The sequence below is a fragment of the Variovorax sp. GW821-FHT09A10 genome, assembly GCF_059418385.1.
Genome location: NZ_JBWKPT010000006.1, coordinates 1 through 26,626 on the forward strand (window position 1 = coordinate 1; position 26,626 = coordinate 26,626).

The 26,626-nt window shown below is 68.5% G+C and carries 25 protein-coding genes; 16 read left to right on the forward strand and 9 right to left on the reverse strand.

From position 1 onward, the window contains the following. The 4 genes from AC07Q9_RS21705 to AC07Q9_RS21720 all read left to right on the forward strand — a co-directional run. Positions 1-1,083, forward strand: a 1,083-nt coding sequence (locus AC07Q9_RS21705; protein WP_495311751.1) for a DUF2345 domain-containing protein, incomplete at its 5' end; no start/stop codon positions are given. Then, positions 1,080-2,192: a hypothetical protein gene (locus tag AC07Q9_RS21710; RefSeq protein WP_495311752.1), complete on the forward strand. Its 1,113-nt coding sequence runs from the start codon at positions 1,080-1,082 to the stop codon at positions 2,190-2,192. The genes AC07Q9_RS21705 and AC07Q9_RS21710, both read left to right, overlap by 4 nt. Beyond that, on the forward strand, positions 2,189-2,578 hold the full coding sequence (locus AC07Q9_RS21715) for a hypothetical protein (RefSeq protein WP_495311753.1): 390 nt from the start codon (positions 2,189-2,191) through the stop codon (positions 2,576-2,578). Before AC07Q9_RS21710 ends, AC07Q9_RS21715 begins: the two co-directional genes overlap by 4 nt. Then, positions 2,575-3,654, forward strand: a complete 1,080-nt coding sequence (locus AC07Q9_RS21720) for an Imm71 family immunity protein (protein WP_495311754.1) — start codon at positions 2,575-2,577, stop codon at positions 3,652-3,654. Before AC07Q9_RS21715 ends, AC07Q9_RS21720 begins: the two co-directional genes overlap by 4 nt. A gap of 33 nt (positions 3,655-3,687) precedes the next feature. Here the strand turns inward: AC07Q9_RS21720 and AC07Q9_RS21725 are convergent, their stop codons facing one another. The 3 genes from AC07Q9_RS21725 to AC07Q9_RS21735 all read right to left on the reverse strand — a co-directional run bounded on the left by AC07Q9_RS21725 (position 3,688) and on the right by AC07Q9_RS21735 (position 7,220). Beyond that, positions 3,688-5,877 carry a catalase gene (locus AC07Q9_RS21725; RefSeq protein WP_495311755.1) on the reverse strand — a complete coding sequence of 730 codons (2,190 nt, stop codon included), beginning with the start codon at positions 5,875-5,877 and terminating at the stop codon, positions 3,688-3,690. A gap of 30 nt (positions 5,878-5,907) precedes the next feature. Further along, positions 5,908-6,069, reverse strand: coding sequence for a hypothetical protein (locus AC07Q9_RS21730; RefSeq protein WP_489062674.1), 162 nt, complete (start codon positions 6,067-6,069; stop codon positions 5,908-5,910). A 158-nt stretch (positions 6,070-6,227) separates the two neighbouring features. Further along, entirely contained in the window at positions 6,228-7,220 is a 993-nt protein-coding gene (locus AC07Q9_RS21735) for a succinylglutamate desuccinylase/aspartoacylase family protein (RefSeq protein WP_495311756.1), read from the reverse strand. Positions 7,221-7,383: 163 nt separating this feature from the next. On the opposite strand from AC07Q9_RS21735, the gene AC07Q9_RS21740 reads away from it, so the two are divergent. Next, positions 7,384-7,617 carry a hypothetical protein gene (locus AC07Q9_RS21740; RefSeq protein WP_062481001.1) on the forward strand — a complete coding sequence of 78 codons (234 nt, stop codon included), beginning with the start codon at positions 7,384-7,386 and terminating at the stop codon, positions 7,615-7,617. Here the strand turns inward: AC07Q9_RS21740 and rpe are convergent. After that, complete coding sequence (rpe, locus tag AC07Q9_RS21745; RefSeq protein ID WP_062480999.1) at positions 7,607-8,302, reverse strand: ribulose-phosphate 3-epimerase; 696 nt, start codon at positions 8,300-8,302, stop codon at positions 7,607-7,609. The two genes, AC07Q9_RS21740 and rpe, sit on opposite strands and share 11 nt — an antisense overlap. 60 nt (positions 8,303-8,362) lie before the next feature. Here rpe and apaG point away from each other — a divergent pair, with 60 nt between their 5' ends. The 5 genes from apaG to AC07Q9_RS21770 all read left to right on the forward strand — a co-directional run bounded on the left by apaG (position 8,363) and on the right by AC07Q9_RS21770 (position 15,261). Further along, positions 8,363-8,758 (forward strand): Co2+/Mg2+ efflux facilitator ApaG/CorD, encoded by a 396-nt coding sequence (apaG, locus tag AC07Q9_RS21750; protein ID WP_495311757.1) that lies wholly within the window; start codon positions 8,363-8,365, stop codon positions 8,756-8,758. A 121-nt stretch (positions 8,759-8,879) separates the two neighbouring features. Next, the gene (gene tlpB, locus AC07Q9_RS21755; RefSeq protein WP_495311758.1) at positions 8,880-10,853 is read left to right on the forward strand and encodes a transporter-like protein TlpB; all 1,974 of its coding nucleotides are present in this window, start codon (positions 8,880-8,882) and stop codon (positions 10,851-10,853) included. After that, the gene (locus tag AC07Q9_RS21760; protein WP_489062667.1) at positions 10,850-12,121 is read left to right on the forward strand and encodes a cation:proton antiporter; all 1,272 of its coding nucleotides are present in this window, start codon (positions 10,850-10,852) and stop codon (positions 12,119-12,121) included. Before tlpB ends, AC07Q9_RS21760 begins: the two co-directional genes overlap by 4 nt. After that, positions 12,118-13,341: a YbdK family carboxylate-amine ligase gene (locus tag AC07Q9_RS21765; RefSeq protein WP_489062665.1), complete on the forward strand. Its 1,224-nt coding sequence runs from the start codon at positions 12,118-12,120 to the stop codon at positions 13,339-13,341. The genes AC07Q9_RS21760 and AC07Q9_RS21765 overlap by 4 nt, the downstream gene beginning before the upstream one ends. A gap of 120 nt (positions 13,342-13,461) precedes the next feature. After that, positions 13,462-15,261, forward strand: a complete 1,800-nt coding sequence (locus AC07Q9_RS21770) for a M30 family zinc metallopeptidase (protein WP_495311759.1) — start codon at positions 13,462-13,464, stop codon at positions 15,259-15,261. 14 nt (positions 15,262-15,275) lie between these two features. On the opposite strand, the gene AC07Q9_RS21775 is transcribed toward AC07Q9_RS21770, so the two are convergent. Beyond that, entirely contained in the window at positions 15,276-16,253 is a 978-nt protein-coding gene (locus AC07Q9_RS21775) for a GlxA family transcriptional regulator (RefSeq protein WP_495311760.1), read from the reverse strand. Positions 16,254-16,354: 101 nt separating this feature from the next. Here AC07Q9_RS21775 and AC07Q9_RS21780 point away from each other — a divergent pair, with 101 nt between their 5' ends. Next, the gene (locus tag AC07Q9_RS21780; protein WP_495311761.1) at positions 16,355-16,984 is read left to right on the forward strand and encodes an isochorismatase family protein; all 630 of its coding nucleotides are present in this window, start codon (positions 16,355-16,357) and stop codon (positions 16,982-16,984) included. 9 nt (positions 16,985-16,993) lie between these two features. Here the strand turns inward: AC07Q9_RS21780 and AC07Q9_RS21785 are convergent, their stop codons facing one another. Both AC07Q9_RS21785 and AC07Q9_RS21790 read right to left on the reverse strand, forming a co-directional pair. Continuing rightward, on the reverse strand, positions 16,994-17,779 hold the full coding sequence (locus AC07Q9_RS21785) for an SGNH/GDSL hydrolase family protein (protein WP_489062658.1): 786 nt from the start codon (positions 17,777-17,779) through the stop codon (positions 16,994-16,996). 87 nt (positions 17,780-17,866) lie between these two features. After that, positions 17,867-19,006 carry a helix-turn-helix transcriptional regulator gene (locus AC07Q9_RS21790; protein WP_495311762.1) on the reverse strand — a complete coding sequence of 380 codons (1,140 nt, stop codon included), beginning with the start codon at positions 19,004-19,006 and terminating at the stop codon, positions 17,867-17,869. A gap of 136 nt (positions 19,007-19,142) precedes the next feature. Between AC07Q9_RS21790 and thiL the strand changes: the two genes are divergently transcribed. Beyond that, a complete protein-coding gene (gene thiL, locus AC07Q9_RS21795) occupies positions 19,143-20,099 on the forward strand; it encodes a thiamine-phosphate kinase (protein WP_495311763.1) in 957 nt (318 codons plus the stop codon). 54 nt (positions 20,100-20,153) lie between these two features. Here the strand turns inward: thiL and AC07Q9_RS21800 are convergent, their stop codons facing one another. After that, the gene (locus AC07Q9_RS21800; protein WP_489062653.1) at positions 20,154-21,056 is read right to left on the reverse strand and encodes a LysR family transcriptional regulator; all 903 of its coding nucleotides are present in this window, start codon (positions 21,054-21,056) and stop codon (positions 20,154-20,156) included. A 99-nt stretch (positions 21,057-21,155) separates the two neighbouring features. On the opposite strand from AC07Q9_RS21800, the gene AC07Q9_RS21805 reads away from it, so the two are divergent. Then, the gene (locus AC07Q9_RS21805) at positions 21,156-22,172 is read left to right on the forward strand and encodes a Bug family tripartite tricarboxylate transporter substrate binding protein (RefSeq protein WP_495311764.1); all 1,017 of its coding nucleotides are present in this window, start codon (positions 21,156-21,158) and stop codon (positions 22,170-22,172) included. A gap of 21 nt (positions 22,173-22,193) precedes the next feature. Continuing rightward, the gene (locus AC07Q9_RS21810; RefSeq protein ID WP_495311765.1) at positions 22,194-23,906 is read left to right on the forward strand and encodes an FAD-dependent oxidoreductase; all 1,713 of its coding nucleotides are present in this window, start codon (positions 22,194-22,196) and stop codon (positions 23,904-23,906) included. Here AC07Q9_RS21810 and AC07Q9_RS21815 read toward each other — a convergent pair. Continuing rightward, a complete protein-coding gene (locus AC07Q9_RS21815; RefSeq protein WP_495311766.1) occupies positions 23,903-25,369 on the reverse strand; it encodes an MFS transporter in 1,467 nt (488 codons plus the stop codon). The two genes, AC07Q9_RS21810 and AC07Q9_RS21815, sit on opposite strands and share 4 nt — an antisense overlap. A 158-nt stretch (positions 25,370-25,527) precedes the next feature. On the opposite strand from AC07Q9_RS21815, the gene AC07Q9_RS21820 reads away from it, so the two are divergent. Together AC07Q9_RS21820 and AC07Q9_RS21825 are read left to right on the forward strand one after the other, a co-directional pair. After that, positions 25,528-26,085, forward strand: coding sequence for a phosphatidylglycerophosphatase A family protein (locus AC07Q9_RS21820; protein ID WP_495311767.1), 558 nt, complete (start codon positions 25,528-25,530; stop codon positions 26,083-26,085). After that, positions 26,079-26,606, forward strand: a complete 528-nt coding sequence (locus AC07Q9_RS21825) for a CinA family protein (RefSeq protein ID WP_495311768.1) — start codon at positions 26,079-26,081, stop codon at positions 26,604-26,606. The genes AC07Q9_RS21820 and AC07Q9_RS21825 overlap by 7 nt, the downstream gene beginning before the upstream one ends. The last annotated feature ends 20 nt before the right edge of the window (positions 26,607-26,626 follow it).

The window sequence follows — 26,626 nt, forward strand, 5'->3', positions numbered from 1 at the left end:
GCGGGCAGAAAAGATCCAAGAGGTGAGGGCTTCGAGCTGCGCACGGACGCCCATGGCGTGCTCAGGGCGCAGGACGGCATGCTCATCACCACCGAAGCAAGGGGCAACGCTGCGAACCACGCCAAGGACATGGGGGAGACAACCCAGCGGTTGAAGGCGGCTCAGGACCAGCACGACGCGCTGGCCGAAGCCTCGCAGGTGCACAAGGCGCAAGAGCAAGGCACCGATCAAGACATCGTGCAGAAGGCCTTGAAAGCGCAGAACGATGCCATCCAGGGCAAGGAGGGACAGGACGAGGATGGTCGCTTCCCTGAACTGAACGAACCACACCTCGTGCTCGCCAGCCCCGCGGGCATCGAGGCCAGCACGCCCGGCAGCATCCACCTGCACACCGGAGAGCACGCGGCCTTCACAAGCCAGGGGCACACCTCCATCAGCACAGCCAAGCGCTGGCTGGCCAGTGCAGCCGAGGGCATCCGCGCGTTCACGCACAAGAAGGGCATCAAGCTCATCGCGAGCGAAGACCCGATCGAGATCCAGGCGCATCGCGACGAGCTGATTCTTGTTGTCCACAAGGATGTCGTCATCAAGAGCGTGGAGGGTGAGCTGCACATCACCGCCAAGAAGAAGGTCGTGATCATCGGCGGGGGCAGCTACTCGGAGTGGAGCGAGAGCGGCATCAAGCACGGCACGGCCGGTACCTGGCAGGAGCATGCGGCGCTGCATGCGCAGGTCGGCCCCATGAGCCGGCCCGTTGAGATTCCCACATTCGATCAACCGCTGTGGCAATCGCAGGACACCAAGGAGCGCGAACTCCTCTTCGCCTATCACGACGAAGAGCCGGTGCAAGGGGCCAATTTCAAGATCGAATACGCGAACGGCAAGGCCTTCGAAGGCACCTTCGACGACCAAGGCAAGGCCGACCTCATGCAGGCACCAATCGGCAAAGGCCGAATTCATTTAGGCGAAGACACTCGCCCCTATGAATTCAAGGCGCGCGAAAACAACCCGGCCTACAAGGAAGGTTGGACCGATGCCGACATGCAGGCGTCCATGACCAAAGTACGCGGAGACAACCAATGACTGCTGCAGAAGCCAAGCAAGCGGCACTGGAGGTCGGCGATCTTGTTTGGCAGCACGCCAAATCTTCCCTCAGGGCGACTGCCGATCTCAACTGGCACGCCATGAAGTGGAATGCCGAAATGCTGGGCGGAGAGTTCACCCAGAAGCGAACGATAGGGCAGATCGTGGCCGACGCCGTCATCAGCATGTTCCCCGTCGCAGGGGAAATCACTGCAGCACGCGATTCCATTGCAATCACGCCGCGCCTGTGCCATGACCCCAAGGCACGCGACAACAAGTGGGAGTGGGTTTCACTGCTGCTGTGCCTTCTGGCGGTGGTGCCTGTTCTTGGCGGTCTTCTCAAGGGCGTGGGAAAGCTGCTCATTCGGGCCGTCGACCGATCGGAAGATCTGGCCAAGCTTGCACGGGGAATTCTGGCTTTCGTGCGAAAGATGGGTTACGGCGATCCGATGGCGTGGCTCAAGGCGCTCGACTTCTCCAAGTACCTGGGCGTAGTGAACCAAGCCTTCCACGAGTTGCTCACGCGCATCGGCAATGCCGTCCAGTTCATCGTCAAACACATGAGCGCCGTGCTCCCTGCACCGCTGCTTGCGCACTTGAATGCACTTCCCTCCAAGCTCGAAATCCTCCGACCGCTGGGCGTGCACAAGTTCTTGCAAGCCACCAAGGAGCTGAACGATTTGCTCAATCGGTTGCGCCAGCACCTGATCGAGGGAACATGGACCGACATCACGGTCAGCGCTAGCAGCGGCCGGTTGATGACCGAGGAAGCGCGGTTGACAGAACTGGCTCGGGATATGGGAACTAGCCTGGACCACAAGGCGGCGGCGCCAAGTCACTTCATCGCAAAACCTGGCTGGACAAATCTGGCAACGGATCCGCAGCTCCAAAGCAGCATCGCGACGTTCAGTGTCAAGGCGCCCATCGAGGCAGTCACTCGCAAGCCTGGTGCTGCCATGGTCCGCATCGTGGACACCGCCGAACTAGGAAATCCGTGGGCCATTCCGGGACGCTTTTGGACCACGCATCTCCCTCCCAATGGCACGGTGTGGCGCACTGAATTCGCGGTAAACACAAGTGGAACAAGAACGGGAGCTACGTCGAAATGAAAGTTCCTACTGCAGAGGCGATGCGTCACATCGGAATCTCGGTACCTGCAGACTGGGAAGGTATGCGCCTGTGGCAAGGGCGAATCGCCGAACAATTGGACAACGAGGGAGGCGCCACGGAGGCCACCATGCGTCTATTGATCGGTGGTGAAACGCAGTTTCTTGTGGACTTCAGCCACCCCTACAACGCACCCGTTCTTGAGTGGATTAGAAGAGAGGTCTCTGCATTGCGAACTCACTGGCCGGACGCGCGACTCCCCGGCCAAAAAGAAGCAGGAACCTTGATGCTCTCAGCTCGCGAGCTCTCAGCCAAGATCAGAAAAGAAGGCTATGTCCTGCGCGGCGGCGCTGTGATCGACAAGCAAGCGACAGAGAAGGCGCAATGACCATACTCAAGCCAATGACCATGACGCCCGAACGGGAAGAAATCTCACGCGCCAGAGTTTTTCATCTCTTGGAAAAATATACCAGCCTGACATTTCTCAACTACGCCGTTGATTTGTATAGAAGTTTCTTAAACGCCTACGAGCGACAGCTCAATATCCCGAGTCCCAACCAGAAGTGGCTGGAGGACACCTACCGGGATTGCTTCTTGCAAAGACTGATTGAATTCGAGCAAGGACTCGACTCCCTCCAAAGAGAAGTCAACAAGAAACCCGCGTATAGCAAACTCATCAAGGGAGGTGGCTTTTCCGACTATCTATGGGGGATGGCAAGTGATCATTGGGGCATCGTTGGAGATCCTTTTTTTCAGAAGCTGGGCCTCCATCACGTGGGATGGGGACAAACGCAAGGCGATGCCTACCGCGGTTTCGTCAAATCGATTCTGCTGACGCGCGACAGCTTGGAGGCACTCAAATGCACCGTCGGCTTTGCGTTCTACTGTCCTCTCAGTCTTGGCAAACGCGCAGATGGCGGTGATCGCTTTTTTTCCCACTGGACTTACGAGTCTCTTTTTCAAGAACGTCCGTCTCCGCTATGGCCCCACTGGCCACCCTTCCGTGTCTACCCCGCAGGTTTGTCCTCTTGTCCGGAGAAAAATGAATCCAGCGAAGGACAAGTTATCAGCGGCGAGGCCATCGTTCTCGACGGTATCTACGAGCCTTGGTTTTTCACCGGCGGCGTCGGTTGCCCCAACTACCTCCTCAAAGGCCAAACAGCCCATCAATACCAGCCCGAGGGCTCCGACGACCTCGTGCCGGTGCGCTGGCGATTGCTATGGGAAGACCGCCGTTACGTCGACGGAACGGTACCAGCAGAAGAAGCGCACTACATTGACGTCGCTGCCGAGATTTCGCCTTCTGGACACGGCGTCCTTTCCGGTGACCTCTGCCCACAGACTGGCAACTGGCGGGCTCCTCGCCTGAACAATCGCCAAGAGCACGTCGAACGCAGTCAGCCTATGCCAGGGCCCGCTTCCACTCCGACGGGTTCAGTCGTCTGGTATTTGCAGAACGACTGATACGAGAACAGGCTGGCGAGTCCGGGCCTGCAATCACGCCGGCACGCTGTCGATGTTGAGCCGGTCCCAATGCCGATGCTTCGCAATCGCTGCAATGAAGTCGTGCGCGATCTGCGTCGCCGCCGTGGCGTCGCCCAGGTTCGTGACGGGCGTTTCGGCCACCACCACGCCGGCCGGTGCCTCGCCCTCGACCGTGACGCCCAGCGTCGCCAGCAACTGCACGCCCTCGCCCACCGCGCAGATCGCCTTGCAATGCTTGTAGGCCTCGAGCACGAAGTGCACGGCATCGCCCTGCGCCGCGAGCGCGGCGGCGCCCTCGGCACCGGCGGGCACGAGCACGGCGTCGAACAGCACCGAGGCGGTGTTGGTGAAGGTCATGTCGATGTCGATCTGGCGCTTCGATGCGCTGGCCACGGTGCCGAGCTTCGGGCCCACCACCTTGCACAGCACGCCCACCTGCTCGAGCGCGTCGCGGATCGGCTTCAGCGAGGCCGAGTCGACGCCGTCGGCCACGAGAATCGCGACCTTGCGCGTGCGCACCACGCCGTCGGCGCTGCCGTCGCTCATGCGCAGTGCAGGCGATTCGTCGATGGGCATTTCGATGCGGTATTCGCGAAAGCCCGCGTACCCTGCGGCCGCTTTCGCGTCCGGCTCGCCGATGCCCAGCGGCTCGGCCACGCGGCGTGCGAGTTTTTCATCGACGTGCGCGAGGTTGTCGACCATGCGCTGGCGGATGGCGGGCACTTCGAGCTTCGAGAGTTCGAAGCGGAAGGCCGCGACGATGTGTTCTTTCTCGGCCGTGCTCTGGCTGTTGAAGAACAGGCGCGCCTGCGTGAAGTGGTCGTCGAACGACGGGCTGCGGCGCCGCACCTTGGGCGACTCGATCTCGTCGGGGAAGGACTGGAAGCCGTGGCTGCCGCCGTCGACACGGAACTCGGTGCCGCTGCCCAGCGTGTTGGGCTCGTAGGCGACCTGGCCGCGCGCGATGGTCTGGCGGTGCATGCCGTCGCGCTGCATGTTGTGGAACGGGCACACGGCCTTGTTGATCGGCAGCTCGTGAAAGTTGGCGCCGCCCAGCCGCGAGATCTGCGTGTCGGTGTAGCTGAACAGGCGCCCCTGCAGCAGCGGGTCGTTGCTGAAGTCGATGCCGGGCACGACGTGGCCCGGGTGAAAGGCCACCTGCTCGGTCTCGGCAAAGAAGTTGTCGGGGTTGCGGTTGAGCACCAGCTTGCCGATGCGCTGCACGGGCACCATCTCTTCGGGGATCAGCTTGGTGGGGTCGAGCAGGTCGAAGCCCAGCGACTCGGCCTTGTCGGGCGCGATGAGCTGCACGCCGAGTTCCCACTCGGGGAAGTGGCCCTGCTCGATAGCCTCCCAGAGGTCGCGGCGGTGGAAGTCGGGGTCCTTGCCGGCGATCTTCTGTGCCTCGTCCCACACGAGGCCATGCACGCCGAGCTTGGGCTTCCAGTGGAACTTCACGAAGTGGCTCTCGCCGCGCGCGTTGACGAAGCGGAAGGTATGAACGCCGAAGCCTTCCATCATGCGCAGGCTGCGCGGAATGGCGCGGTCGCTCATGGCCCACATGAGCATGTGGGTACTCTCTGGCATGAGCGAGGCGAAGTCCCAGAAGGTGTCGTGCGCGCTCGCGGCCTGCGGCATCTCGTGGTGCGGCTCGGGCTTCACGGCGTGGATGAGGTCGGGGAACTTCATCGCGTCCTGGATGAAGAACACGGGGATGTTGTTGCCCACGAGGTCGTAGTTACCCTCGCGCGTGTAGAACTTGACGGCGAAGCCGCGCACGTCGCGCACGGTGTCGGCCGAGCCGCGCGAGCCGGCCACGGTCGAAAAGCGCACGAACACGGGCGTCTTGGCATCGGGGTCCTGCAGGAAGTCGGCGCAGGTGTACTGCGACATCGACTGGTAGACTTGGAAGTAGCCATGCGCCGCCGAGCCGCGCGCATGCACGGCGCGCTCGGGAATGCGCTCGTGGTCGAAGTGCGTGATCTTCTCGCGCAGGATGAAGTCTTCGAGCAGCGTCGGCCCGCGCACGCCCGCCTTGAGCGAGTTGTGGTTGTCGGGAACCTGCAGGCCCTGGTTGGTCGTCAGGTGCGTGGGGTGCTCGGTGGTGAAACCCTCGAGCTGCAGCTGCTTGGCGTTGGCGCCGTCACCGGTCTTGGCGGTGCTGGCACGGCGGCCTGCGGCGGCCTTGTTCTGGGGGGACATGGGGGTTCGGGGCATCGAGGCGGGGCGGACTCAGCCGGCCTCGTTGCTGCTGCCACTGCCGCTGATGAAGATGTCGAGCACGTTCACCACGGCGATCAGGCCGATGCAGCCGGCGACGGCGGCCACCGCCCAGATCAGGATGTCGTCGCCCCAGGTGCCCATGAGCGAGTCGAACAGTGCTGAGATTTCCATGGTGTTGTTTCCCTCCGAGAAAAGCGGGGCCGCATGCCGGCAAATCCGCAAAGGGAAAGCTTAGGCGGGGCCTCTCTCGCAAGCCGTAGTGGCCGCCCCTCCCCGCCTGTGGGAGAAGGCGTGCGTCACCGGTAGGAGGGCGCCGACAGGCGCGAACCTCAGACGGTCGGGTCGAGCACGCGCTCGCTGGGCCGCGCGAAGTAGAACCACTCGGCGCCCGGCAGCGCCATGGCGTTGGGAAACACGATGAAGCCGTCATCGGGCGCGCTGACCAGCGTGCCGTCGTGCCGCATGCCCACGGGTTCGCCGCGCTGCACGGGGTCGAAGGTGGCCCAGTCGCGCACGAAGCTGTCGTCTTCGTGCAGGCGGTCGGTCACGCTCGCCAGGCGCAGCAGCTGGGGCGGCTGGGGGGGCGCGGCCGACAGGCCCGGCGGCAGCGCCGCCATGCCCAGCAGCGCGAGCGTGCGCCGGATGGCCGCCCACGCCACCTCGGGCGCCTGCGGGTCCTGGTGCTGGCCGCATTCGAGGGTGACGCCGTAGCCACCGCAGCTGCGGATGTATTCGTTGGTGCCGCGGCCGAAGTCGATGGCGGCCTCGTCGACCGCCGCGCCGCGCTGCGCAAGGCCGGCGGCGTAGATGTCGAGCCAGCCCTCGACGACGATGGGCGTGCCGATGTGCAGCGCGAGCCGGCCTTCTTCCTGCGCGCGCGCAAAGGGTTCGAGACTGCCGCTGTTGTCGCGCGGACCGATCATGGCGAAGGCCTCGCCCTCGCTCTGGAAGGAATGCAGGTCGAGCAGCACGTCGTGGCGCGCGATGACGGGCGCCAGCCGGTTGGTGATGCGGGCCTCGTAGTCGGCCGGTGTCTCGCTCGGCCGGAACAGGCGGTTGAGGTTGCGCTGGCCCTCGCGCTGCAGGCGGCGCCGCGCGAGCGGGTTGGCCACGGGCACGAGCGTGAGTTCGCCGCGCAGCAGGCGCAAGTCGCCGGCATCGAACTCGGCCAGCACGCGCGCGATGCCCTCGGTGCCGCAGGTCTCGTCGCCGTGCACCCCGCCGATCACGAGCAGGCGCGGGCCGGGGTTCAGCGACGCGAAGGCATGCAGGCGCAGGCTGTCGGTGGCGGTCGCGGCGTCGTCGAAAAGCGGGGTGGACATGCGGGCGATTATGCGGAGGCGACTGTGGCCACGCAAAAGGCAAGACCCTGTGGCTTGGCGGGCGCGCAGCGCGAACCTACAGCCGCGCCCTGGCCTGTCCTACCGCCCCGTGGCGAGGCGCCGCGCAAGCTGGCGCCAGACCCGGACTTTGAAGGAGCACACGATGGCCCAGCAACCGCGCAAGGACAAGAAGGACACCACCCGCGTCGAAAAGGACGGCGAATCGGCGCCGCGCCTGCCGCACGAGCGCGACCAGTCGTCGGACAGCCAGGTGATGCAGGACGGCCAGCCGCCCGAGAAGGGCCGGCGCGGCTACGAGGACGTGGAACGCGGCGTGGTCGACACCGACCGCGGGCTCACGCCCGAGCGCACCGCCGACGGCAAGGTCAGGCCTTGACGGTGGCCAGCTGCTGGCGCATGTCGCCGATCACCGCGCCGTAGTCCTTGGCGTTGAAGATCGCGCTGCCCGCCACGAAGGTGTCGGCGCCGGCCGAGGCCACGCGGGCGATGTTGTCGGCCTTGATGCCGCCGTCCACCTCGAGGCGGATGTCGCGCCCGCTCTGCTCGATGCGCTTGCGCGCCTGCTCGATCTTGCGCAGCGCCGAGTCGATGAAGCTCTGGCCGCCGAAGCCGGGGTTGACGCTCATGATGAGGATGAGGTCGATGTCGTCGATGGCCCAGTCCAGCGCCTCGAGGCCGGCGCCCGGGTTGAACACCAGGCCGGGCTTGCAGCCGGCGGCCTTGATGGCCTGGATGCTGCGGTGCACATGGGTCGAGGCGTCGGGGTGGAAGCTGATGTAGTCAGCGCCCGCTTGCGCAAAAGATGCGGCCAGCGCGTCGACCGGCTGGATCATCAGGTGCACGTCGATGGGCACGGGCGTGCCGTCGGCGGTCTTGGCGTAGGGCTTGAGGGCCTGGCAGATCATGGGGCCGAAGGTCAGGTTCGGCACGTAATGGTTGTCCATCACGTCGAAGTGGATCCAGTCGGCGCCGGCCGCGATCACGTCGGTCAGTTCCTGGCCGAGGTGCGCGAAGTCGGCGGAAAGAATGGAGGGCGCAATGCGGAACGGGGTGCTGCTCATAACCCCGGATTCTCGCAGCCGACGGAAGTCCGAGGAAAGGCCTCCGTTACCATGCGCCCCATGTCACACAGCCCCTTCAGCGTACAGGTCGAACCGCGTTACCTGGCCGACCAGTCCTCGCCCAAGGACAACGTCTACACCTTCTCCTACACGATCACCGTCACCAATGTGGGCACGGTGGGCGCGCAATTGATCGCGCGCCACTGGCTCATCAACGACGCCTCGGGCCATCCGCAGGAGGTCAAGGGCCTCGGCGTGATCGGCCAGCAGCCGCTGCTGGCGCCCGGCGAGTCGTTCCGCTACACCAGCGGCTGCCGCCTGCAGGCGCCCAGCGGCACGATGCACGGCAGCTTCTTCGTGGTGACCGAAGAAGGCGAGCGCTTCGACGTGCCGGTTCCCATGTTCGTGCTCGAAGCCGACTTCGGCGGCGCCCCCGTCTCGCGCGTGCTTCACTAGGTACTCCCCAGGCTTCGCGCACGTCGTGTCGCTTCTCCGTCCCCCTCGCCGGGGGCAACACCAGCGGCCCGGCTGAGCCGGTTCCGCAGTGTTCCCCGCACTGATCCGTTACGAATTCATCATGGCTGCTGCATCTCGCGACTTGCAGGGGCTGCTTGCCGGCCTCGACCCCACGGCCGATGTGGCGCAGCGCCACATCTGGCTCATCAACCTCTTCGACTGGCTGCGCGGCGACCGCGCCTCGCCGCAGGCCGCCATCGGCCGCGTGCAACTGCTGCTCGACGCCGTCGAGGCGCGCCCCGAGCTGTGCGAGCGGCTGCGCGCCTGGTGGCGCGCCTTCACGCAGTCGGTCGACCTCACGGCGCTGCTGGCCGACTACGGCTTTGCGCCGCGCACCGCCTTCCTGAGCGAATTCGGCGAGCGCATGCGCCGCAAGATCCTGCCCGGCACGCCCGAGACCACTGACGCCTCGGACCTGTTCCGGCTGGTGCTGCCGGGCGTGTTCGACGCCGGCTGGATCGCGCTGCTCGACGACACCCAGCTCGCGCGCATCGGCGCGCTGCTGGCCGACGCCGCGCCCATGCCCGACGGCTCGGCGCGCTGGCGCCACACGGTGATGGACGCCGTCACCTACTGCTGCAGCCAGGTGGTGGCGACGGGCTTTTCGCCCGAGCTGCGGCTGCGCATCAGCCCCGAAGCGGGCGAGGCGCGCCCTTTCCACGCCCTCATGGCCGACCTGGACGCGCTGCGCGAGCAGATGTTCGCCCTGCCGCGCGACGAGGAGTCCCTGCAGGCCGCCTTCGTGGCCTTCCGCGACCGGCTCGACGCCTGCCGTTCCAGCGCCTCGTCGGTCTACACGCACCTGGAAGACAACGGCATCTCGGTCGGCCTGGTGTTCCGGCTGCGCCAGCTGCGCGAGCGCGTGCTGCGCATCCGCGAGCTGCTCGACTGCCTGATGTCGCCCGTGCCGGGGCCGAGCATGGCGCGGCTGGTCGGCAAGCTGGTGCTGGCGGGCGGCGAACGCAACAGCATCCGCGCGCTGATCGCCTCCAACTCGTCGATGCTCGCGGCCAAGGTGACCGAGCGCAGCGCCGAGACGGGCGAGCACTACATCACCCGCGACCGCCGCAGCTACCTGCAGATGGTGAAGAAGGCCGCCGGTGGCGGCGCCTTCACGGCGCTGACGGTGCTGGCCAAGTTCGGCATCTACGCGCTGGCCCTGTCGGCCTTCTGGAGCGGGCTGGCCGCGGGCCTCATGTACGCGGCCAGTTTCGTGGCGATCCAGCTGCTGCACCTCACGCTGGCCACCAAGCAGCCGGCCATGACCGCGCCCGCCATGGCGGCGCGGCTGCGCGACATCAAGTCGGACGAGGCCGTGGACCAGTTCGTCGACGAGGTGGCCAACCTCGTGCGTTCGCAGGTGGCGGCCGTGCTGGGCAACGTGCTGCTGGTGGTGCCGGCGGTGGGACTGCTGGTGCTGGGCTGGCAGGCCGCGCTGGGCCGGCCGCTGCTGGACGCGGCGCATGCGGCCTCGACGCTGCATTCGCTGTCGCTGCTCGGCCCTACCGCGCTTTTTGCGGCATTCACCGGCATCCTGCTGTTTTCGTCCAGCATCATCGCCGGATGGACAGAAAACGCCTTTGTCCTGCATCGCCTGGACTCCGCCATGCGTTACAACCCTCGCATCGGCGCCTTTCTCGGTGCCGCCCGGGCCCGTCGTTGGGCCGCCTTCATGCGCACACACATCTCAGGCTTCGCCTCCAACATCTCGCTGGGACTCATGCTCGGACTGCTGCCTGCGTTCGCGGGCTTCTTCGGGCTCGGGCTGGATGTGCGCCATGTCACGCTGTCGGCCGGCCAGATCGCGGCCGCGGCGGCATCCATCGGCCTGCCGGCACTGCACCAGCCGGCCCTGTGGTGGGCGGTTGCGGCGATCCCGGTGATCGGCGCGCTCAATGTGAGCGTGAGTTTCTACTTCGCTTTCCGGCTGGCGCTGCGCGCGCACAGCGTGAGCCTCGGTGACCGCGCCCGCATCCGCAGCGCGATCTGGGCCCGCTGGCGCAGCCGGCCGGTGAGCTTCTTCCTGCCTACATGAACCTGACCACCTTCCTCGCCGAACTCCAGGGCTTCTGGGCCGAATGGGCGCGCCCCTCGGCCGGCCTGCCCACCGTGCTCTGGGCCCTTCTGGTGGCCGTCGCCGCGGCCTCCGGCCACCTGGTGCAGCGCTACCTGGGGATGCCGAAGGTCATCGGCTATTCGGTGGTGGGCGCGGTGGTGGGTTTTGCGGGCTTCGAGGGCGCGATCTGGCCGCTGCGCGGCATCAGCCTGTTCCTGCTGGAGCTGGGCGCGGCCGTGGTGCTGTTCGAGGCGGGCGGGCGACTGCCGCTGCGCTGGTTCCGCCACAACCCGATGGTGCTGGTGCAAAGCCTGCTCGAAGCGACGCTGACCTACTTCGGCGTGTACTGGGTCTTGATTCTTCTGGGCCTGCCCGACCCGGTGGCCAACCCCATCGCGCTGATGGCGATCGTCGCCTCGCCGGCCGTGCTCAGCCGCGTGATCATGGACACCCGCGCCGCCGGCCCGGTGACCGAGCGCGCCATGACGCTGGCCACGCTCAACACCTTCTACGCGCTCACGCTGGGCTACGCGCAGGCCGGCCTGATCGAGCGCGCGCCGCAGTCGCTGATGCTCAAGCTCTACCCGGTGGCCGTGGTGCTGGGCATGTCGTTCGTGGTCGGCGCGATCATGGCGCTGGCGCTGCGCTCGGCGCTGCGCGTGATGAGCCCGAACAGCGAGAACACCTCAATCCTGCTGCTGGCGATCATCGCGGCGGGCGCGGCGCTCACGGCCCACATCGGCGGCTCGGCACCGCTGGCGGCGCTCATCGGCGGCGTGCTGCTCAAGACGCTCAACCCCAAGCCCTGGGCCTGGCAGCGTCAGCTCGGCACCGCCTCGTCACTGCTGACCATGCTGATGTTCGTGCTGGTGTCGATGGTGGCGGCGCAGGCCGACTGGACCCTGCCCGTGGCCAGCGTGGTGCTGGCCGTGATCGGCGTGCGCCTGGTCACCAAGATCTCGGGCGTGGCCATTGCCAACCCGGGCAGCGGCGCCAGCTGGAAGCAGGCCTTCTGGGTCGGCTGCGCGATGACGCCGCTGTCGTCCATCGCCCTGCTGATCGCCTCCAATTTCGCCTCGGCCTCGCCGCTTCTGGGCACCATGATCACGCAGGTCGCCCTGCCCTCGATTTTGCTGATGGAAGTGATGGGCGCCGTGCTCGCCACCGTGGCGATCCACGCCGTGGGCGAGAGTTCGGTCCCCTGGACGCCACAGGCCTTCAGCACCACGGAAGATACGCAGCGATGAGCAGCAGCAACAGCAACCCCACCTCCGTCCTCCCGATCGACCCGGACAGCGACGACGTGCGCTCCGCGCCGCTGCCCGCCGATCCGGCCAGCCGCGCCGTCAAGCTCGAGCCCTTCAACAAGTCGGAGGCGCTGTCGCTCGGCGTGGAGCTCGAGCTGCAGCTCGTGAACACGCACGACTACGACCTCGCGCCGTACGCCGAGGACATGCTGCGCCTGATGGCCCAGACGCCGCTGCCCGGCAGCGTGGTGCCCGAGATGACCTCGAGCATGATCGAGATTTCGACCGACATCTGCCATTCGGCGCAGGACGTGATCACGCAGCTGTCGCCGATCCGCGAGGCGCTGATCAAGAACGCCGACAAGCTCAACATCGCCGTGGTCGGCGGCGGCACGCATGCGTTCCAGCAGTGGCACGAGCGACGCATCTACGACAAGCCACGCTTTCGCGAGCTGTCGGAGCTGTACGGCTACCTGAGCAAGCAGTTCACCATCTTCGGCCAGCACGTGCACATCGGCTGCCCCGACGCCGACTCGGCGCTGCTCATGCTGCACCGCATGTCGCGCTACATCCCGCACTTCATCGCGCTGTCGGCCTCGTCGCCGTTCGTGCAGGGGCAGGACACGCAGTTCGACTCGGCACGGCTGAACTCGGTGTTCGCGTTCCCGCTCTCGGGCCGCGCGCCCTTCACCACGAGCTGGAAGGAATTCGAGGCCTACTTCGAGCGCATGACCCGCACCGGTGTCGTGCGCAGCATGAAAGACTTTTATTGGGACATCCGTCCCAAGCCCGAGTTCGGCACCATCGAGATCCGCGTGTTCGACACGCCGCTCACCATCGAGCGCGCCGCCGCGCTCGCGGGCTACGTGCAGTCGCTGGCCGCATGGTTCCTGCAGGAGCAGCCCTTCGAGCCGTGCGAGGACGACTACCTCGTCTACACCTACAACCGCTTCCAGGCCTGCCGCTTCGGCCTGGACGCCGTGTACGTTGACCCGGCCACCGGCCAGCACATGCCGCTGCGCGACCACATCCTGATGACCATGACCCAGCTCGAATGGCACAGCGAGGCGCTCAACGCCACGCAGGCACTGGGCGAGCTGCGCACCAGCGTCGAGGCCAACCGCAACGACGCACGCTGGCTGCGCGAGAAGCAGGGCAAGGAGCGGCTGCTGGCGGAAGTCGTGCGGCAGGCCTCGCTGCGTTTTCGCGGCGCGGCCTGAGTTCGGCGGCGCCGGCGGGCGCCTCTCCCGAAAAAGAATCGTCGGCCTAGGACTTTGGTCCCATGCGCCGCGGGCGGGTGCTGCCTAGGATCGCGGCTTTTCCCCTGCTGCTGCCCGACCATGAACCCGAAGCTTCGCCGCGACCTGAACGGCCGCCTGTGCACTGCGCTGTTGATCCTGCTGTCCGCCGCCGGATGCGGAGGGGGTGGCGGCGGAGGCGGGTCGGCGCCGGCGTTCGTGCCTGCCGGAAACACAGCGCCCACCGCGCCGGTCGCCCCTGAACCGCCGGTGCCCGAGACGCCCACGCCCGAGGTACCCGAAACGCCCGGCCTCACGCCGACCCCGGGCGCCGCGCTGGCGCCCGACTGCGTGGGCCCGAACTGCGGCGCCGCCAACGGCGACACCTTCAGCGGCCACGGCGTCGGCCTCTGGCACTACGCCAACACCGGGACCGAGGTGGTGAACCTGCCGGTGTCGATCCAGGGTGTCGATGGCCGCCAAATTTCGCTGATCTACACGAATGCCCACGACGCACCGGTCGCCATGCCGGACCTGCCTTTGCTCCAGCCCGTGCAACCCGCGGTCGCAGCCCGCCTCAAGCCGGCGACCCGGCAGGCGGCGGCGAACCGCCCGGACCGGACGAACACGCTGCCCCGCATGATCCGCGACTTCGCCCCCCGAACGCACCTGTCGTCGCCGCCCTCGACCGCCCGCCGCGCGCAACGCGCAGTCGCGCCGCCGCGCAAGTTCGCACAGGGCGCCACCCGCGACTGGTTCATCTCCGAGCCCGACAACAGCACCACCGTGCGCAGCGCCACGCTGCGGCGCAAGGCGGGTGCGCCCGACGGACGCACGATCAACTTCTGGGTGGAAGACAGCGAGTACGGCGACGGCAAGTTCAGTGCCGCGCACGCCAAGCAGTTCGCACAGCGCTTCGCGAGCGGCGACGCCTCGGTCTACGCGATGGTGACCGGCATCGCGGGCGCGCCGTGGGGAGCGCATCCCTACGGCGACGCCCTGATCGCGCCCGACCAGGAGATGGACATCGTGTTCGTCAACTTCGACCACGACCGACGCCCCTTCGGGACGGTCGGCTACTTCTGGTCGCTCAACAATTTCCCGCGCAACCCGAACGACGACGACCTGAAGCACAGCAACGAGTCGCTCGCGTTCTTCGTCGACACCGAGTCCCTGTATCTGCCCGAGGGCGGAGAAGGCATGCAGGTGCTGCTCAACACGCTGGCCCACGAGCTGACGCACATGATCAACTTCTACCAGCGGGGCGTGCGGATGACCGGCCTGGAACCTGGCGTGTACTACGACTTCGAGGTCTTCCTCGAGGAAATGAGCGCGCTGATGATGGAAGACATCATCGGCCTGAGCCTCGACCCCCTCTTTCACACGCTGCGCGACAACGGCTTCCCCGGCTGGTTGCACCAGGGCATGGACAACTGCTCACTGATCGACTGGAACAATGCGCCCGGCACCTCGTGCTTCAGCTACTACGTCGCGCCCAGCTTCGGCGGCTATCTGCTGCGCCAGTACGGCCTCGACTTCTACAAGGGGCTGCTGCGCAATGGCGCCTCCACCGCGTCGCTGCCGGTGCTGGACGACGCGATCCGTCAGGCCGGCGGCCCGGGTTATGCCGAGGCGCTGCGTCGTTGGAGCACGATGGCCGCACTGCTGCCTTCCGCCGGCTCGCCACAAGGCTTCGGGATGCCGCTGCGCCGCGAAGGCGGGTTCACGCTGCCCGCCATCGAAGGGCCCGACTACGCGTATGCGATGACCTGGCCTGCCGCCGTGCCCGCCACGCTGTCGGGCCATGCGTTCTTTCCGGTGCTGCGCCTGCCGGCCAGCAAGGTCTACCGCGAGGTGGTGCCGGTGCCGCCGGGCACCACGCTGTCGGTCGTGGTGCAGTAGCGGGCGGCGCCGGCTCAGGCGGCCACGGCCTCCTGCGAGAACTGCCGGCGGTACACCGTCGGCGACACCTTGAACGCCGTGGCGAAGTGCTTGCGCAGCAGCACCGCCGAGCCGAAGCCCGCATCGGCCGCCACGCGCTCCACGGAGCGGTCGGTCGTTTCGAGCAGCCGCTGCGCCAGCGCCAGCCGCTGGTTCTGCAGCCACTGGCCGACCGTCGTGCCCGTCGATTCGCGAAAGCGCCGCGTGAAGGTGCGCCGGCTCATGAGCGCGCGCTTGGCAAGGTCGTCGAGTTCGTGCGGCACCTGCAGATGCCGCCCCAGCCATTCGAGCAGCGGCGTGAGCCGGTCGCGTTCCGCCGCCGCCGGCACGGGCTGCTGGATGTACTGCGCCTGACCGCCCTGCCGGTGCGGCGCGACGACCATGCGCCGCGCGGCGCGGTTGGCGGTGTCGGCGCCGTAGCGCACGCGCAGCAGGTGCAAGCAGCAGTCGATGCCCGCGGCCGTGCCCGCCGAGGTGAGCACATTGCCGTCGTCCACGTACAGCACCTCGGGCTGCAGCACGACCTGCGGGTACTGCTTGGCAAAAGCTGCGGCGAGGTGCCAGTGCGTGGTGGCGGGCCGCCCGTCGAGCAGGCCGGCCTCGGCCAGCACGAAGGCGCCCAGGCACAGCCCGACCACGGTCGCGCCGCGCCGGTGCGCCGCCTGCAGCGCACGGATCAACGCGGGCGGCGCGGGCCGGCCGTCGTCGCGCCATGACGGCACCACCACGATCTGCGCGCGGCGGATCGCCTCCAGGCCGTGCGGCACCACGAGCGTGAAACCCGCGTTGGTGGCGAGCGGCCCGGGCTCGGGCGCGCAGACCTGCACGCGAAAACGCGGCGCGCCGGTGTCGGTGCGGTCTTCGCCGAACACCATGCAGGGCACGGAGAGGTGGAAGGGGCTGATGCCGTCGAAGGCCACGACGGCGATGGTTTCAACGGCAGGTGAGCGCATGGCCCGATCTTATCGATGAATGGCTTTCGGGCCACTGTCGCAAAACCCGCGGTGCGCGAAGAATCGAGCCATTCCAGACACAACCACCGAAGGAGATACCCATGAGCCAGTCCGCACCGCGCCGCGCCCTCGTCGTCATCGACGTGCAGAACGAATACTTCGAAGGCGGCGGCCTGCCCATCGAATACCCGCCGGTCGAGAGCTCGCTGCCGAAGATCGCGCAGGCCATGGACGCCGCCCGCGCAGCCGGCGTGCCGGTGGTGGTGGTGCAGCACCACGCGCCGAAGGGCGCACCGGTCTTCCAGGCCGACAACTTCCACGGCCAGCTGCACCCCGAGATCGCCCAGCGCCCGCGCGACCACCTCATCACCAAGGCGTTCCCGAGCGTCTTCACCGGCACCGACTTCGCCGACTGGCTCGCGCGCCACGAGATCGACACGCTGAGCGTGACCGGCTACATGACGCAGAACTGCGACGCCTCCACCGTGTTCGAAGCCATGCACCGCGGGCTGAACGTGGAGTTCCTGTCGGACGCCACCGGCGCGCTGCCTTACGAGAATGCGGCCGGCCGCGTGAGCGCCGAAGAAATCCACCGCGTCTTCAGCGTCGTGTTCCACAGCAACTTCGCCGCCGTGGCGACGACCGATGCGTGGATTGCTGCGCTGAAGAGCGGCGCGGCGATCGAGAAGGACAACGTGGTCATGTCCAACCGCCGCGCGCGCGGCGTCTGACCTTCTCGCTCAGGCCAGGTTCAGCGGCTGCAGCAACGGCTTCCAGCGCTGCACCGCGATCTTCTCGAAGCCGCGGCCATTGGGGTGCAGCTCGTTGGCCCAGTCGGTCGGGCCCAGCGTGCCGCGGCTGTCCACCACGTGCAGGTGCTGCGGGTCGCCCGCGGCGATGTTCTGCAGCATGCCGTGGAAGCCGTCGATGAGGTGGTCGACGCAGGGCTTGAACAGCTCCGGTGCCACGCCCGCGTCGACCAGCGCCGGGCGCAGCCAGCCTTCCCGCCCGAACAGCGCCTTGCCCGTGGGCGGCGCGTAGTCGTAGCTGTGCATGACGATGTGGCAATCGACGCTGGTGCGGGTGTAGATGAGGCCGATGAGCGCGCGGTACTGCTCGTCCATGTCGACGAGGAACTGGTCGAAGCCGCCCTTGCCGTTGCGAAAGCACTGCGCGGCCTGGGTCTCGCCCGTGCAATCGGACTTGAGCAGCGGGCGCAGGTCGTTGAAGCCCGCGAAGTCGTTGCCGCCTCCGCTGATGAACACCGCCGACAGCGTCGGCCCGTACAGGCGCAGCGACTCGCGCACGGCGTTGCGGTACTTGCCGTCGACGTAGTCGTGCGTTTCGGCGCCGTTCATGCCCTTGGCCAGGATCACATGGCCGCGCGCGCCGACCACATCGCCCAGGTAGTTCAGCAGGCAGCCGCCCGGCAGCGGGTACCAGAACCACGAATCGCCGAACGCGAGGATGGTCGCGGTGCCGTGCGGGCCCATCTGCATCTTGGTCTCGTCCCAGTAGACAGCCATGGCGAACTCCTCGTTGTCGTTGTATCGGGCGCCATGGTTCTCGCAAGCGCCGCGCGGCGCCATCCCCCGTTCGCGGTAGAACCTTTCTCAGTCCCGCAGCGACTGCACCAGCAGCACCAGCTCGGCCTGCCGGTGGCAGTCGGTCTTGCGCATCACGTTGCGCAGGTGGCTGCGCGCCGTGTGTTCGGAGCAGGGCTGCGCGGCGGCGAAGTCCTTGACGGTCTTGCCGCTGGCGATGAGCAGCGCGAGCCGCGCCTCGGTCGGGCTCAGGCCGAGCAGGCTTTCCAGCTGCCGCGGCTCCACGGGCGCCGCCTCGGCCGGATTGGCGAAGACCACGAGCGCGCGATGGCGCTGGCGCAGCACGGCCAGCGGGTGCGAGGGTTTGAGCGGCAGCACCGTGATGCGGACCACGCCGCCGGCCACCGGCAGGTGCAGCACGCCGGCACGCGCGCCGCCAGCCGGGGCGCAGGCCTCGCGCACCCGCTGCTCGAAGGCCGATTGCAGCGCGGACGACGCGAGCCGCAACCGCCCCTGCGCGCCGTCGAACAGGCCGCCGCGGCCCGCGCAGGCCGCCGCGCGCGCGTTCAGGTGGTCGATGCGGCAGGCCTCATCGACCACGGCGATGCCCTGCGGCAACGCGTCGAGCGCTGACAGCCCGGTGGCCGCGTGCTCGCCCAGCTGCGCCATGCGGGCGCGCAGTTCGCTGGCGCGCACCAGGTGCGGCGACAGGCGCCGGCAGAAGGCCTCGCTTTCGGGGCCGTAAGGCGCCTCGGCCCGGGGGCGGATGAAGCCGAGCACTTCACGCGTGTCGTCGTCGGTGCGCAGCCCCATCGCCAGCGTGTGGCGCAGGCCGAGCGGCGCGAGCCAGTCGACGTAGATCGGGCTGCGCGACAGCGTGCGCGCGCCGAAGTAGGCATGGTCGGTCACCGGCGTGCCCAGCGGGGTGTTCACCGGCATCTGCATGCGGATGTCGTCGCGCGCCAGGTGCTGCTCGTACTCGCGCACCTTGTCGGGCGGGCTCTCCAGGTTGGCGAGCCCCGCGCCCACCACCGAGCAGTCGGTGCGGCGCACCGTGAGCGTGTGGAAGCAGGCGGCGCCGAGCACCTCGCGCATGGCATCGAGCGCGTCATACCAGTCGCCGGGACAGGTGATCCCGTCGTACAGCAAGGCAACGATCCGGTCGGTGTCGGCCTCGGCGGACACGCCTCCCTGCACGATGGCTGTCATGGCGGCCTCCTCCTGTTTGGACTTTCGGTGTATCCGCTTGCATGACGGTATTACAAAATGCTTCCAGTGTCAGCCCCCATTTCCCGCGGGCGCCGCGGCAAGCGGCCCCGCGCCAGGTCGTTATGCTCTCGCACCCATGGGTGAATTCGACCTGATCACACGCTATTTCAAACGTCCCGCCACGCGCTCGCCGCTGGGCGTGGGCGACGACTGCGCATTGCTCGCGCCGGCCGCGGGCATGCAGCTCGCCGTGTCCTCCGACATGCTGGTGGAGGGGCGGCACTTTCTCTCGACCGTGGAGCCGGCCCGGCTCGGCCACAAGGCGCTGGCCGTGAACCTCAGCGACCTGGCCGCCTGCGGCGCGAAGCCGCTGGCCTTCACGCTGGCGCTGGCGCTGCCGGGCGTGGACGAGCCCTGGCTCGAAGGTTTTTCGCGCGGCCTGTTCGCGCTGGCCGACGCCCACGGCTGCGAGCTGGTGGGCGGCGACACCACGCGCGGCCCGCTCAACATCTGCATCACCGTGTTCGGCGAAGTGCCGGCCGGCGCCGCGCTGCTGCGCTCGGGCGCGCGCGCGGGCGACGACCTGTGGGTGAGCGGCTCGCTGGGCGATGCGCGGCTGGCGCTCGAGGTGTTCCGTGGCACGCTGAGCCTGCCCGCCGAGGCCTTCGCACAGGCCCGCGCACGCATGGAACAACCCACGCCGCGCGTGGCGCTGGGCCAGGCGCTGCGCGGCATCGCCACCTCGGCGGTGGACGTGAGCGACGGCCTGATCGGTGACCTGGGCCACATCCTCGCGGCCAGCCGCGTGGGCGCCACGCTCGATGCCGATGTGGCCACCGCACTCATCGCGGTCGACACGGCCGGCCTGGCCACCGAGGCGCTGCGCACCTGCGCGCTCTCGGGCGGCGACGACTACGAACTGGTGTTCACCGCGCCGGCCTCGGCGCGTGCGGCAGTGGAGCAGGCGGGGCAGGCGAGCGCCACGCGCGTGACGCGCATCGGCCGCATCGAGGCCGACGCGGGGCTGCGCATCGTGGACGCGAGCGGCGCGCCGGTGCCGCAGCGCTTCGGCTCGTTCGACCACTTCGTCTGATCAAGACGCCGCGCAGCATCGCGCGCAAGAACGACTGGCCCGCCCTCGCGGCTGCTACTGCTGCAGGCTCTGCTTCAGCGCCTCGATGAACGCCCGCGCCGCCGCCGACAGCGAATGGCCGCGCTTGGTGACGATGGAGATGTCGCGCGCCACGCGCGGCGCGCTGAGCACCTTCACCACCAGCACCGGGTTCTTCTCGGCACGCGCAAAGGCCGACGGCATGATCGACGCGCCCATGCCGGCCGCCGTCATCCACAGCGCGGTGGACAGGAAGGACACCTCGTTCACCACGTCGAGCGTCACGCCGGCCTCCGCCGCCGTGCCGTCGATCAGCGGACGCACGCCGTAGCCGGGGCGCACGGTGATGACGGGGTGACGACCCAGGTCCGACCAGCGCACCACGCGCGCCCGGGCCAAGGGATGGTCGGTGCGGCACACCACGGCGAGGTGGTCGCGCAGGAGGCGCTGCACCTCGACCTCGGGGCCGGGCCGCTCGGGCGTGCCGATGCCGAAGTCGACGTGCTCGCCGAGGATGCGCGACAGGAACTGGTCGGGCGCACAGTCGTTCACCAGCACGCGAACTTTCGGGTGCTGCTCGCCGAAGGCGCGCAGCGCATCGGGCAATAAAAACCCGGCCAGCGTGGGCGTGATGGCCAGCGTCACGCGACCGCGTTCCAGCGTGGCGAGTTCGCGGAAATCGGCCGAGAGCGAATCGACGTCGCGCAGCACGCGCTCGACAGTGGAAATCATCTGCTCAGCTGCGGCCGTGGGCTTGAGCGCGCGCGTGGTGCGGTCGAACAGGCGCGTGCCCAGTCCTTCCTCGAGCTGGCGGATCAGCATGCTCACGGCCGACTGTGTGACGAACAGCCGCGTGGCCGCCGCGCCGAGCTTGCGCAGCTGGTAGACCGCGAGGAACGCACGCAGCTGGCGCATCGTAGGACTGAAGTTCGTATTCATCAGAAAATTTGAAAAATCATTCGGAATTTCTTGATTTACGAATGAATCCTGCCATCGTTCAATCTCCGATCAAAGCACCGAATTCAAGGAGAGGCCCGAATGACAGCACCCATCGCCCGCGGCATGCGCGCATTTCGTGAGCGACGCAGGCGACTGCTGTGGGCCGCGGCCGGTGCGCTTGTGGCGGGCAATGCCCTGGCCCAAGCCCCCGCGGGCGACTTCCCCACCAAGCCGATCCGCATGGTCGTGACCTTCCCGCCCGGCGGCAGCGCCGACGGCGTGGTGCGCATGCTGGTGCCGCGCCTGAACGAGAAGCTGGGCCAGCAGGTGGTGGTCGACAACCGCCCCGGCGCGGGCGGCAACGTGGGGCTGACGCTGGTGGCCAAGGCGCCGGGCGACGGCTACACGCTGGGCGTGGGCGCGGCGGGCGCGCTGGCGGCCAACGTGAGCCTGTACCCGCAGATGCCCTTCGATCCGCAGAAAGACCTCAAGCCCGTGGGCATGCTGGCGGCCATTCCCTTCGTGCTGGTCGGCCATCCCTCGGTGGCCGCGAAGACGCAGCGCGAACTCATCGCGCTGGCCAAGGCGAAGCCGGCCACGCTGTCGATCGGCCATGGCGGCAACGGCACGGCCATGCACCTGTCGGCGGCGCTGTTCAACCAGATGGCGGGCACGCGGCTGGTCGAGGTGCCCTACCGCGGCTCGGGCCCGGCGGCGCTCGACGTGCTGGGCGGACAGATTCCGCTGGCGGTGGTCGACCTGCCCTCGTCGCTGCAGCAGATCCGCGCCGGCAAGCTGATCGCCTTCGCCGTGACCAGCCCGCAGCGCCTGCCGATGCTGCCCGAAGTGCCGACGGTGGCCGAGGCCGGCCTGCCGGGCTACGACTCGACCGGCTGGTTCGGCGTGGTCGCGCCGGCCGGCACGCCCGCGCCCGTGGTGGCGCGGCTCAATGCCGAGCTCAACGCCGCGCTCGGCGACGAGCAGGTGAAGACCGCGATGCGCGCGCTCGGCGTGGAGCCGGCGCCGGGCTCGGTCGAATCCTTCGACAGCTACATCCGCGCCGAGACGAAGAAGTGGGCCCAGGTGATCCAGGACGCCCACATCAAGCTCGACTGAACGACAAGCCCACAGAGAGATATGACGAAGACCGCCGACACCTCGATGCAAGCCGACGTGCTGATCGTCGGCGCCGGCCCCGTGGGCCTCACGCTGGCGATGGACCTGGCCTCGCGCGGCGTCTCGGTGATCCTGTGCGAGACGCGCCGCTTCGCCGAGCCGCCGAACGTGAAGTGCAACCACGTGGCCTCGCGCACCATGGAGCAGTTCCGCCGCCTGGGCGTGGCGCAGCAGCTGCGCGATGCCGGGCTGCCGGCCGACCACCCGAACGACGTGGTGTTTCGCACCACGGTGACGGGCACCGAGCTCACGCGCATTCCCATTCCGTGCCGGCGCGACCGCTACACCGAGACCGAGGGCCCCGACGCATGGTGGCCCACGCCGGAGCCGCCGCACCGCATCAACCAGATCTACCTCGAGCCGATTCTGCTGAAGCACACGGCCGCGCTGCAGGGCGTGACGCTGCTCAACCGCACGCGCTTCGAGCGCTTCACGCAGGACGCCGAGGGCGTGAGCGCCGTCGCCACCGACATGGACAGCGGCGCCACGCGCAGCATCCGCTGCCGCTACATGGTCGGCTGCGACGGCGGCAGCTCGCCGGTGCGCAAGCAGATCGGCGCCAAGCTCGAAGGCACGGCCGTCATCCAGCGCGTGCAGTCGACCTTCATCCGCGCGCCGCAGCTGCGCGCGCTGATTCCGGGCAAGCCCGCGTGGTCGTACTACGCGATGAACCCGCGCCGCTGCGGCACGATGTTCGCCATCGACGGCCACGAGACCTGGCTGGTGCACAACCACCTGAACGCCGAAGAGCCCGAGTTCGATTCGGTCGACCGCGACACCTCGATCCGCGAGATCCTGGGCGTGGGGCCCGACTTCCACTACGACATCATCAGCAAGGAAGACTGGATCGGCCGGCGCCTCGTGGCCACGCGCTTCCGTGAAGGCCGCGTGTTCCTCGCGGGCGACGCCGCGCACCTGTGGGTGCCCTATGCGGGCTACGGCATGAACGCCGGCATCGCCGACGCACTCAACCTCTCGTGGCTGCTGGGCGCCTGCGTGCAGGGCTGGGGCGACGAGGCCATCCTCGACGCCTACGAGGCCGAGCGGTTGCCGATCACCGAGCAGGTGTCGCAGTTCGCGATGGACCATGCGCAGAAGATGATCCGCGCGCGCCGCGCCGTGCCGCCCGACATCGAGGCGCCCGGCCCGGCGGGCGACGCGCAGCGTGCCGAGATCGGCCGCGAGGCCTATGCGCTCAACGTGCAGCAGTTCTGCTGCGGCGGGCTCAACTTCGGCTACTTCTACACCGGCTCGCCGATCATCGTGCCCGACGGCGAGCACCGCGCGCCGCCGTACTCGATGGGTGAGTTCACGCCCTCCACCGTGCCCGGCTGCCGCGCACCGCACTTCTGGCTGGCCGACGGGCGCTCGCTGTACGACGCCTTCGGCCCGGGCTACACGCTGCTGCGCTTCGACCGCAGCGTGGACGTGCGCCCGCTGGAGCGCGCGGCCGCCGCGTACCGCATGCCGCTCACGGTGCTCGACATCGAGACCGCGAGCCTGCCCAAGGCCTATGCGCACCGGCTCGTGATGTGCCGCACCGACCAGCACATCGCGTGGCGCGGCGCGCACCTGCCGGCCGACGTGTACGGCCTGGTGGCGACGCTGCGCGGCGAATCGCTGCGCGAGCGTGGACGTCGCCGCGCCCTGGCCTGGGAAGGCGTGCTCGCTTAACGGGGGCGCCGCGCCACCGCGCGCCACGCCAGCCATGCGGCGACGGCAGGCGCCAGCGCGAAGACCGTGAACAGCCAGATCGCGGCCGAACGCGCACCGTCCACACCGCCGGGCACCGTGAGCCCCGCCGCATTCGCCACCAGCCCGGCCACGGCCGCGCCGACGGCCATGCCGTAGAGCTGCACGGTGGTGATCGACGCGGAAGCCAATCCTTCTTCACCACGAGGCGCCAGCGCCATCACGCGCGTCAGCAGGTGCGGCCAGCCGATGCCCACGCCGAAGCCAACGGCGGCAAGCGCCACGGCCACGAACGCGGTCTCGACGCTGGCCCCGAGCGCGCCCGGCGACGGCAGCAGCCACGCAAGCGCCAGCAGGCCTGCGGTGCAGACCACCGGCCCGGCGCGCAGCATGCGGTCGGCGCCCGCGCCATTGCGGCCCGACGAGGTCAGCGAGCCGATGCTCCAGCCGCCCGCCATCGCCGCCGTGAGGTAGCCCGCCATGAGCGGCGTGTGGCCGTGCAGCAACTGCAAGAAGTAGGGCACGAAGATTTCGGTGGTGGTGCCGATCAGCAGCAGCGCCACGCTCGCGTAGATCGCGCCCAGCGGCGTGCCAAGCGCATAGGCGCCGGTCGGCAGCAGGCGCACGGCGCCGGCGCGGCGGTCGATGCGGGTGGCGGCGAAGCCGATGGCCAGTCCCAGCGCCACGCCCACGGCCTGCCCTGCGAGGCCGGGCCAGAAGCCGCTGGCGGCGATCACCAGCACCGACAGCGCCAGCAACGCGATCTGCGGCGCCGGCACGCGCGGCATCTGCGCCGGCCGGTCATGCCGGATGCCGGCCGCGGGCCGCAGCTGCACCGCCACCAGCAGGGCCTGCGCCGCCGCCACCGGCAGCAGCGCCCAGAAGGCCCAGCGCCAGTGGCCGGCCTGCGCGAACAGCCCGCCCACGGCCGGCCCGCACAGCGTGGCCACGCCCCACATGCCCGACACCAGCGCCACCGCGCGCGGCCAGAGCCGGGGTTCGAACACGCGCTGGATCAGCCCGTAGCTCAGCGCCGCCAGCAACCCGCCGCCCAGGCCCTGCACCGTGCGCCCCGTGAGCAGCCACGGCATGGCCGGCGCCAGCGCGCAGCCGACCGAGCCGGCGGTGAACACGGCCAGCGCCGTGAGGCAGGCGCCGCGCGGCCCGCGCGCGGCCAGCAGCCGCACCGAGAGCGTGGCGCCGAGGATCGAGCCGACCACGAACAGGGTCGTGCTCCAGGCGTACCAGTCGAGCCCGCCGATCTCGCGCACCACCGAGGGCAGCACGGTGGTCACGATGTGGACGTTGACCGCGTGCAGCGCGACGCCGCCGGTCAGCGCCAGCGCACGCCAGCCGTTGCGTCCGCTGAACAGCTCGCGCCAGGCGGCGGTGGGCGGCGGCGCGCCAACGGCGGCAGCGTCGAGAGAAGAAGTGGAGGAGGACATGGGACAGAGGAGAACGCCAAAGGAGCCTGGATACTAGGCGCCGCCCCTCAATTAAACAAGCTATTGCTTTGATAAATAGAAACTTCGGCGCGCAGTCGCCAGGCGGGATGCGCGACACTTCACGACCGATGCAAGCCGCTTCTTCTTCCTCTTCTTCGATGGATTCCTCTTCCGCCACCACCGGCGCCCTGCCCCGTCCCCCGATGCGTCGCCCCACCCTGCGTTTCCTGCTTTCGCACCCCGCGCACTTCATCGCGCTGGGCTTCGGCTCGGGGCTGTCGCCCTTCGCGCCCGGCACCGTGGGCACGCTGTGGGCCTGGGCCGCCTTCGTGGTGATGCAGCTGTGGTTCACGCCCGCGACCATCGGCTGGATCATCCTGGCCGGCCTGCCGATCGGCTGGTGGGCCTGTACGGTGGCCGCACGGAACATGAACGTGTCCGACCCCGGCGCCGTCGTGTGGGACGAAATCGTCGCCTTCTGGCTCGTGCTCTGGTTGGTGACGCCGGCCGGCCTGTGGGCGCAGGTCGTGGCCTTTGCGCTGTTCCGATATTTCGACGCCGCCAAGCCCGGCCCGGTGGGCTGGGCCGACGCCGTCTTCAAGCCGGGCGATCCCGCGCGCGTGCAGTGGTGGCGCGCCGGCTTCGGCATTCTTCTGGACGATCTGGTGGCGGCCTTCTGCACGCTGCTGGTCATTGCGCTGTGGCGCGCATGGTGAACCCGATGCAACCTTCTGCTTCCCCCGCCTTGGCCGAACAGGACGTCCCCGCGCTCGTCGCGACGCTGGCCGAACGGCTGCAGGCCCGGGGCTGGATGATGGCCACCGCCGAAAGCTGCACCGGCGGCCTGATCGCCGGCGCCTGCACCGACCTCGCGGGTTCCAGCGTGTGGTTCGAGCGCGGCTTCGTCACTTACTCGAACGCCGCCAAGACCGAGATGCTGGGCGTGGACGCCGCGCTCATCGAGGCCCACGGCGCCGTCAGCGAGCCGGTAGCGCGCGCGATGGCCGAGGGCGCCATTGCCCGTGGCGCACCGGCGCGTGCATCCGTCGCTGTGACCGGCGTGGCCGGCCCCTCGGGCGGCTCGCCCGACAAGCCGGTGGGCACCGTGTGGTTCGGCTGGTCGGTCGACGGGCAGGTGCGCACCGAGCGCCGTCGCTTCGACGGCGACCGCGCCACGGTGCGCGCGGCCACGGTGCACTACGCGCTGCAGACGCTGATCCAGCTGCTGCCACGCTGATCGCGCATCACCCGCCGCGC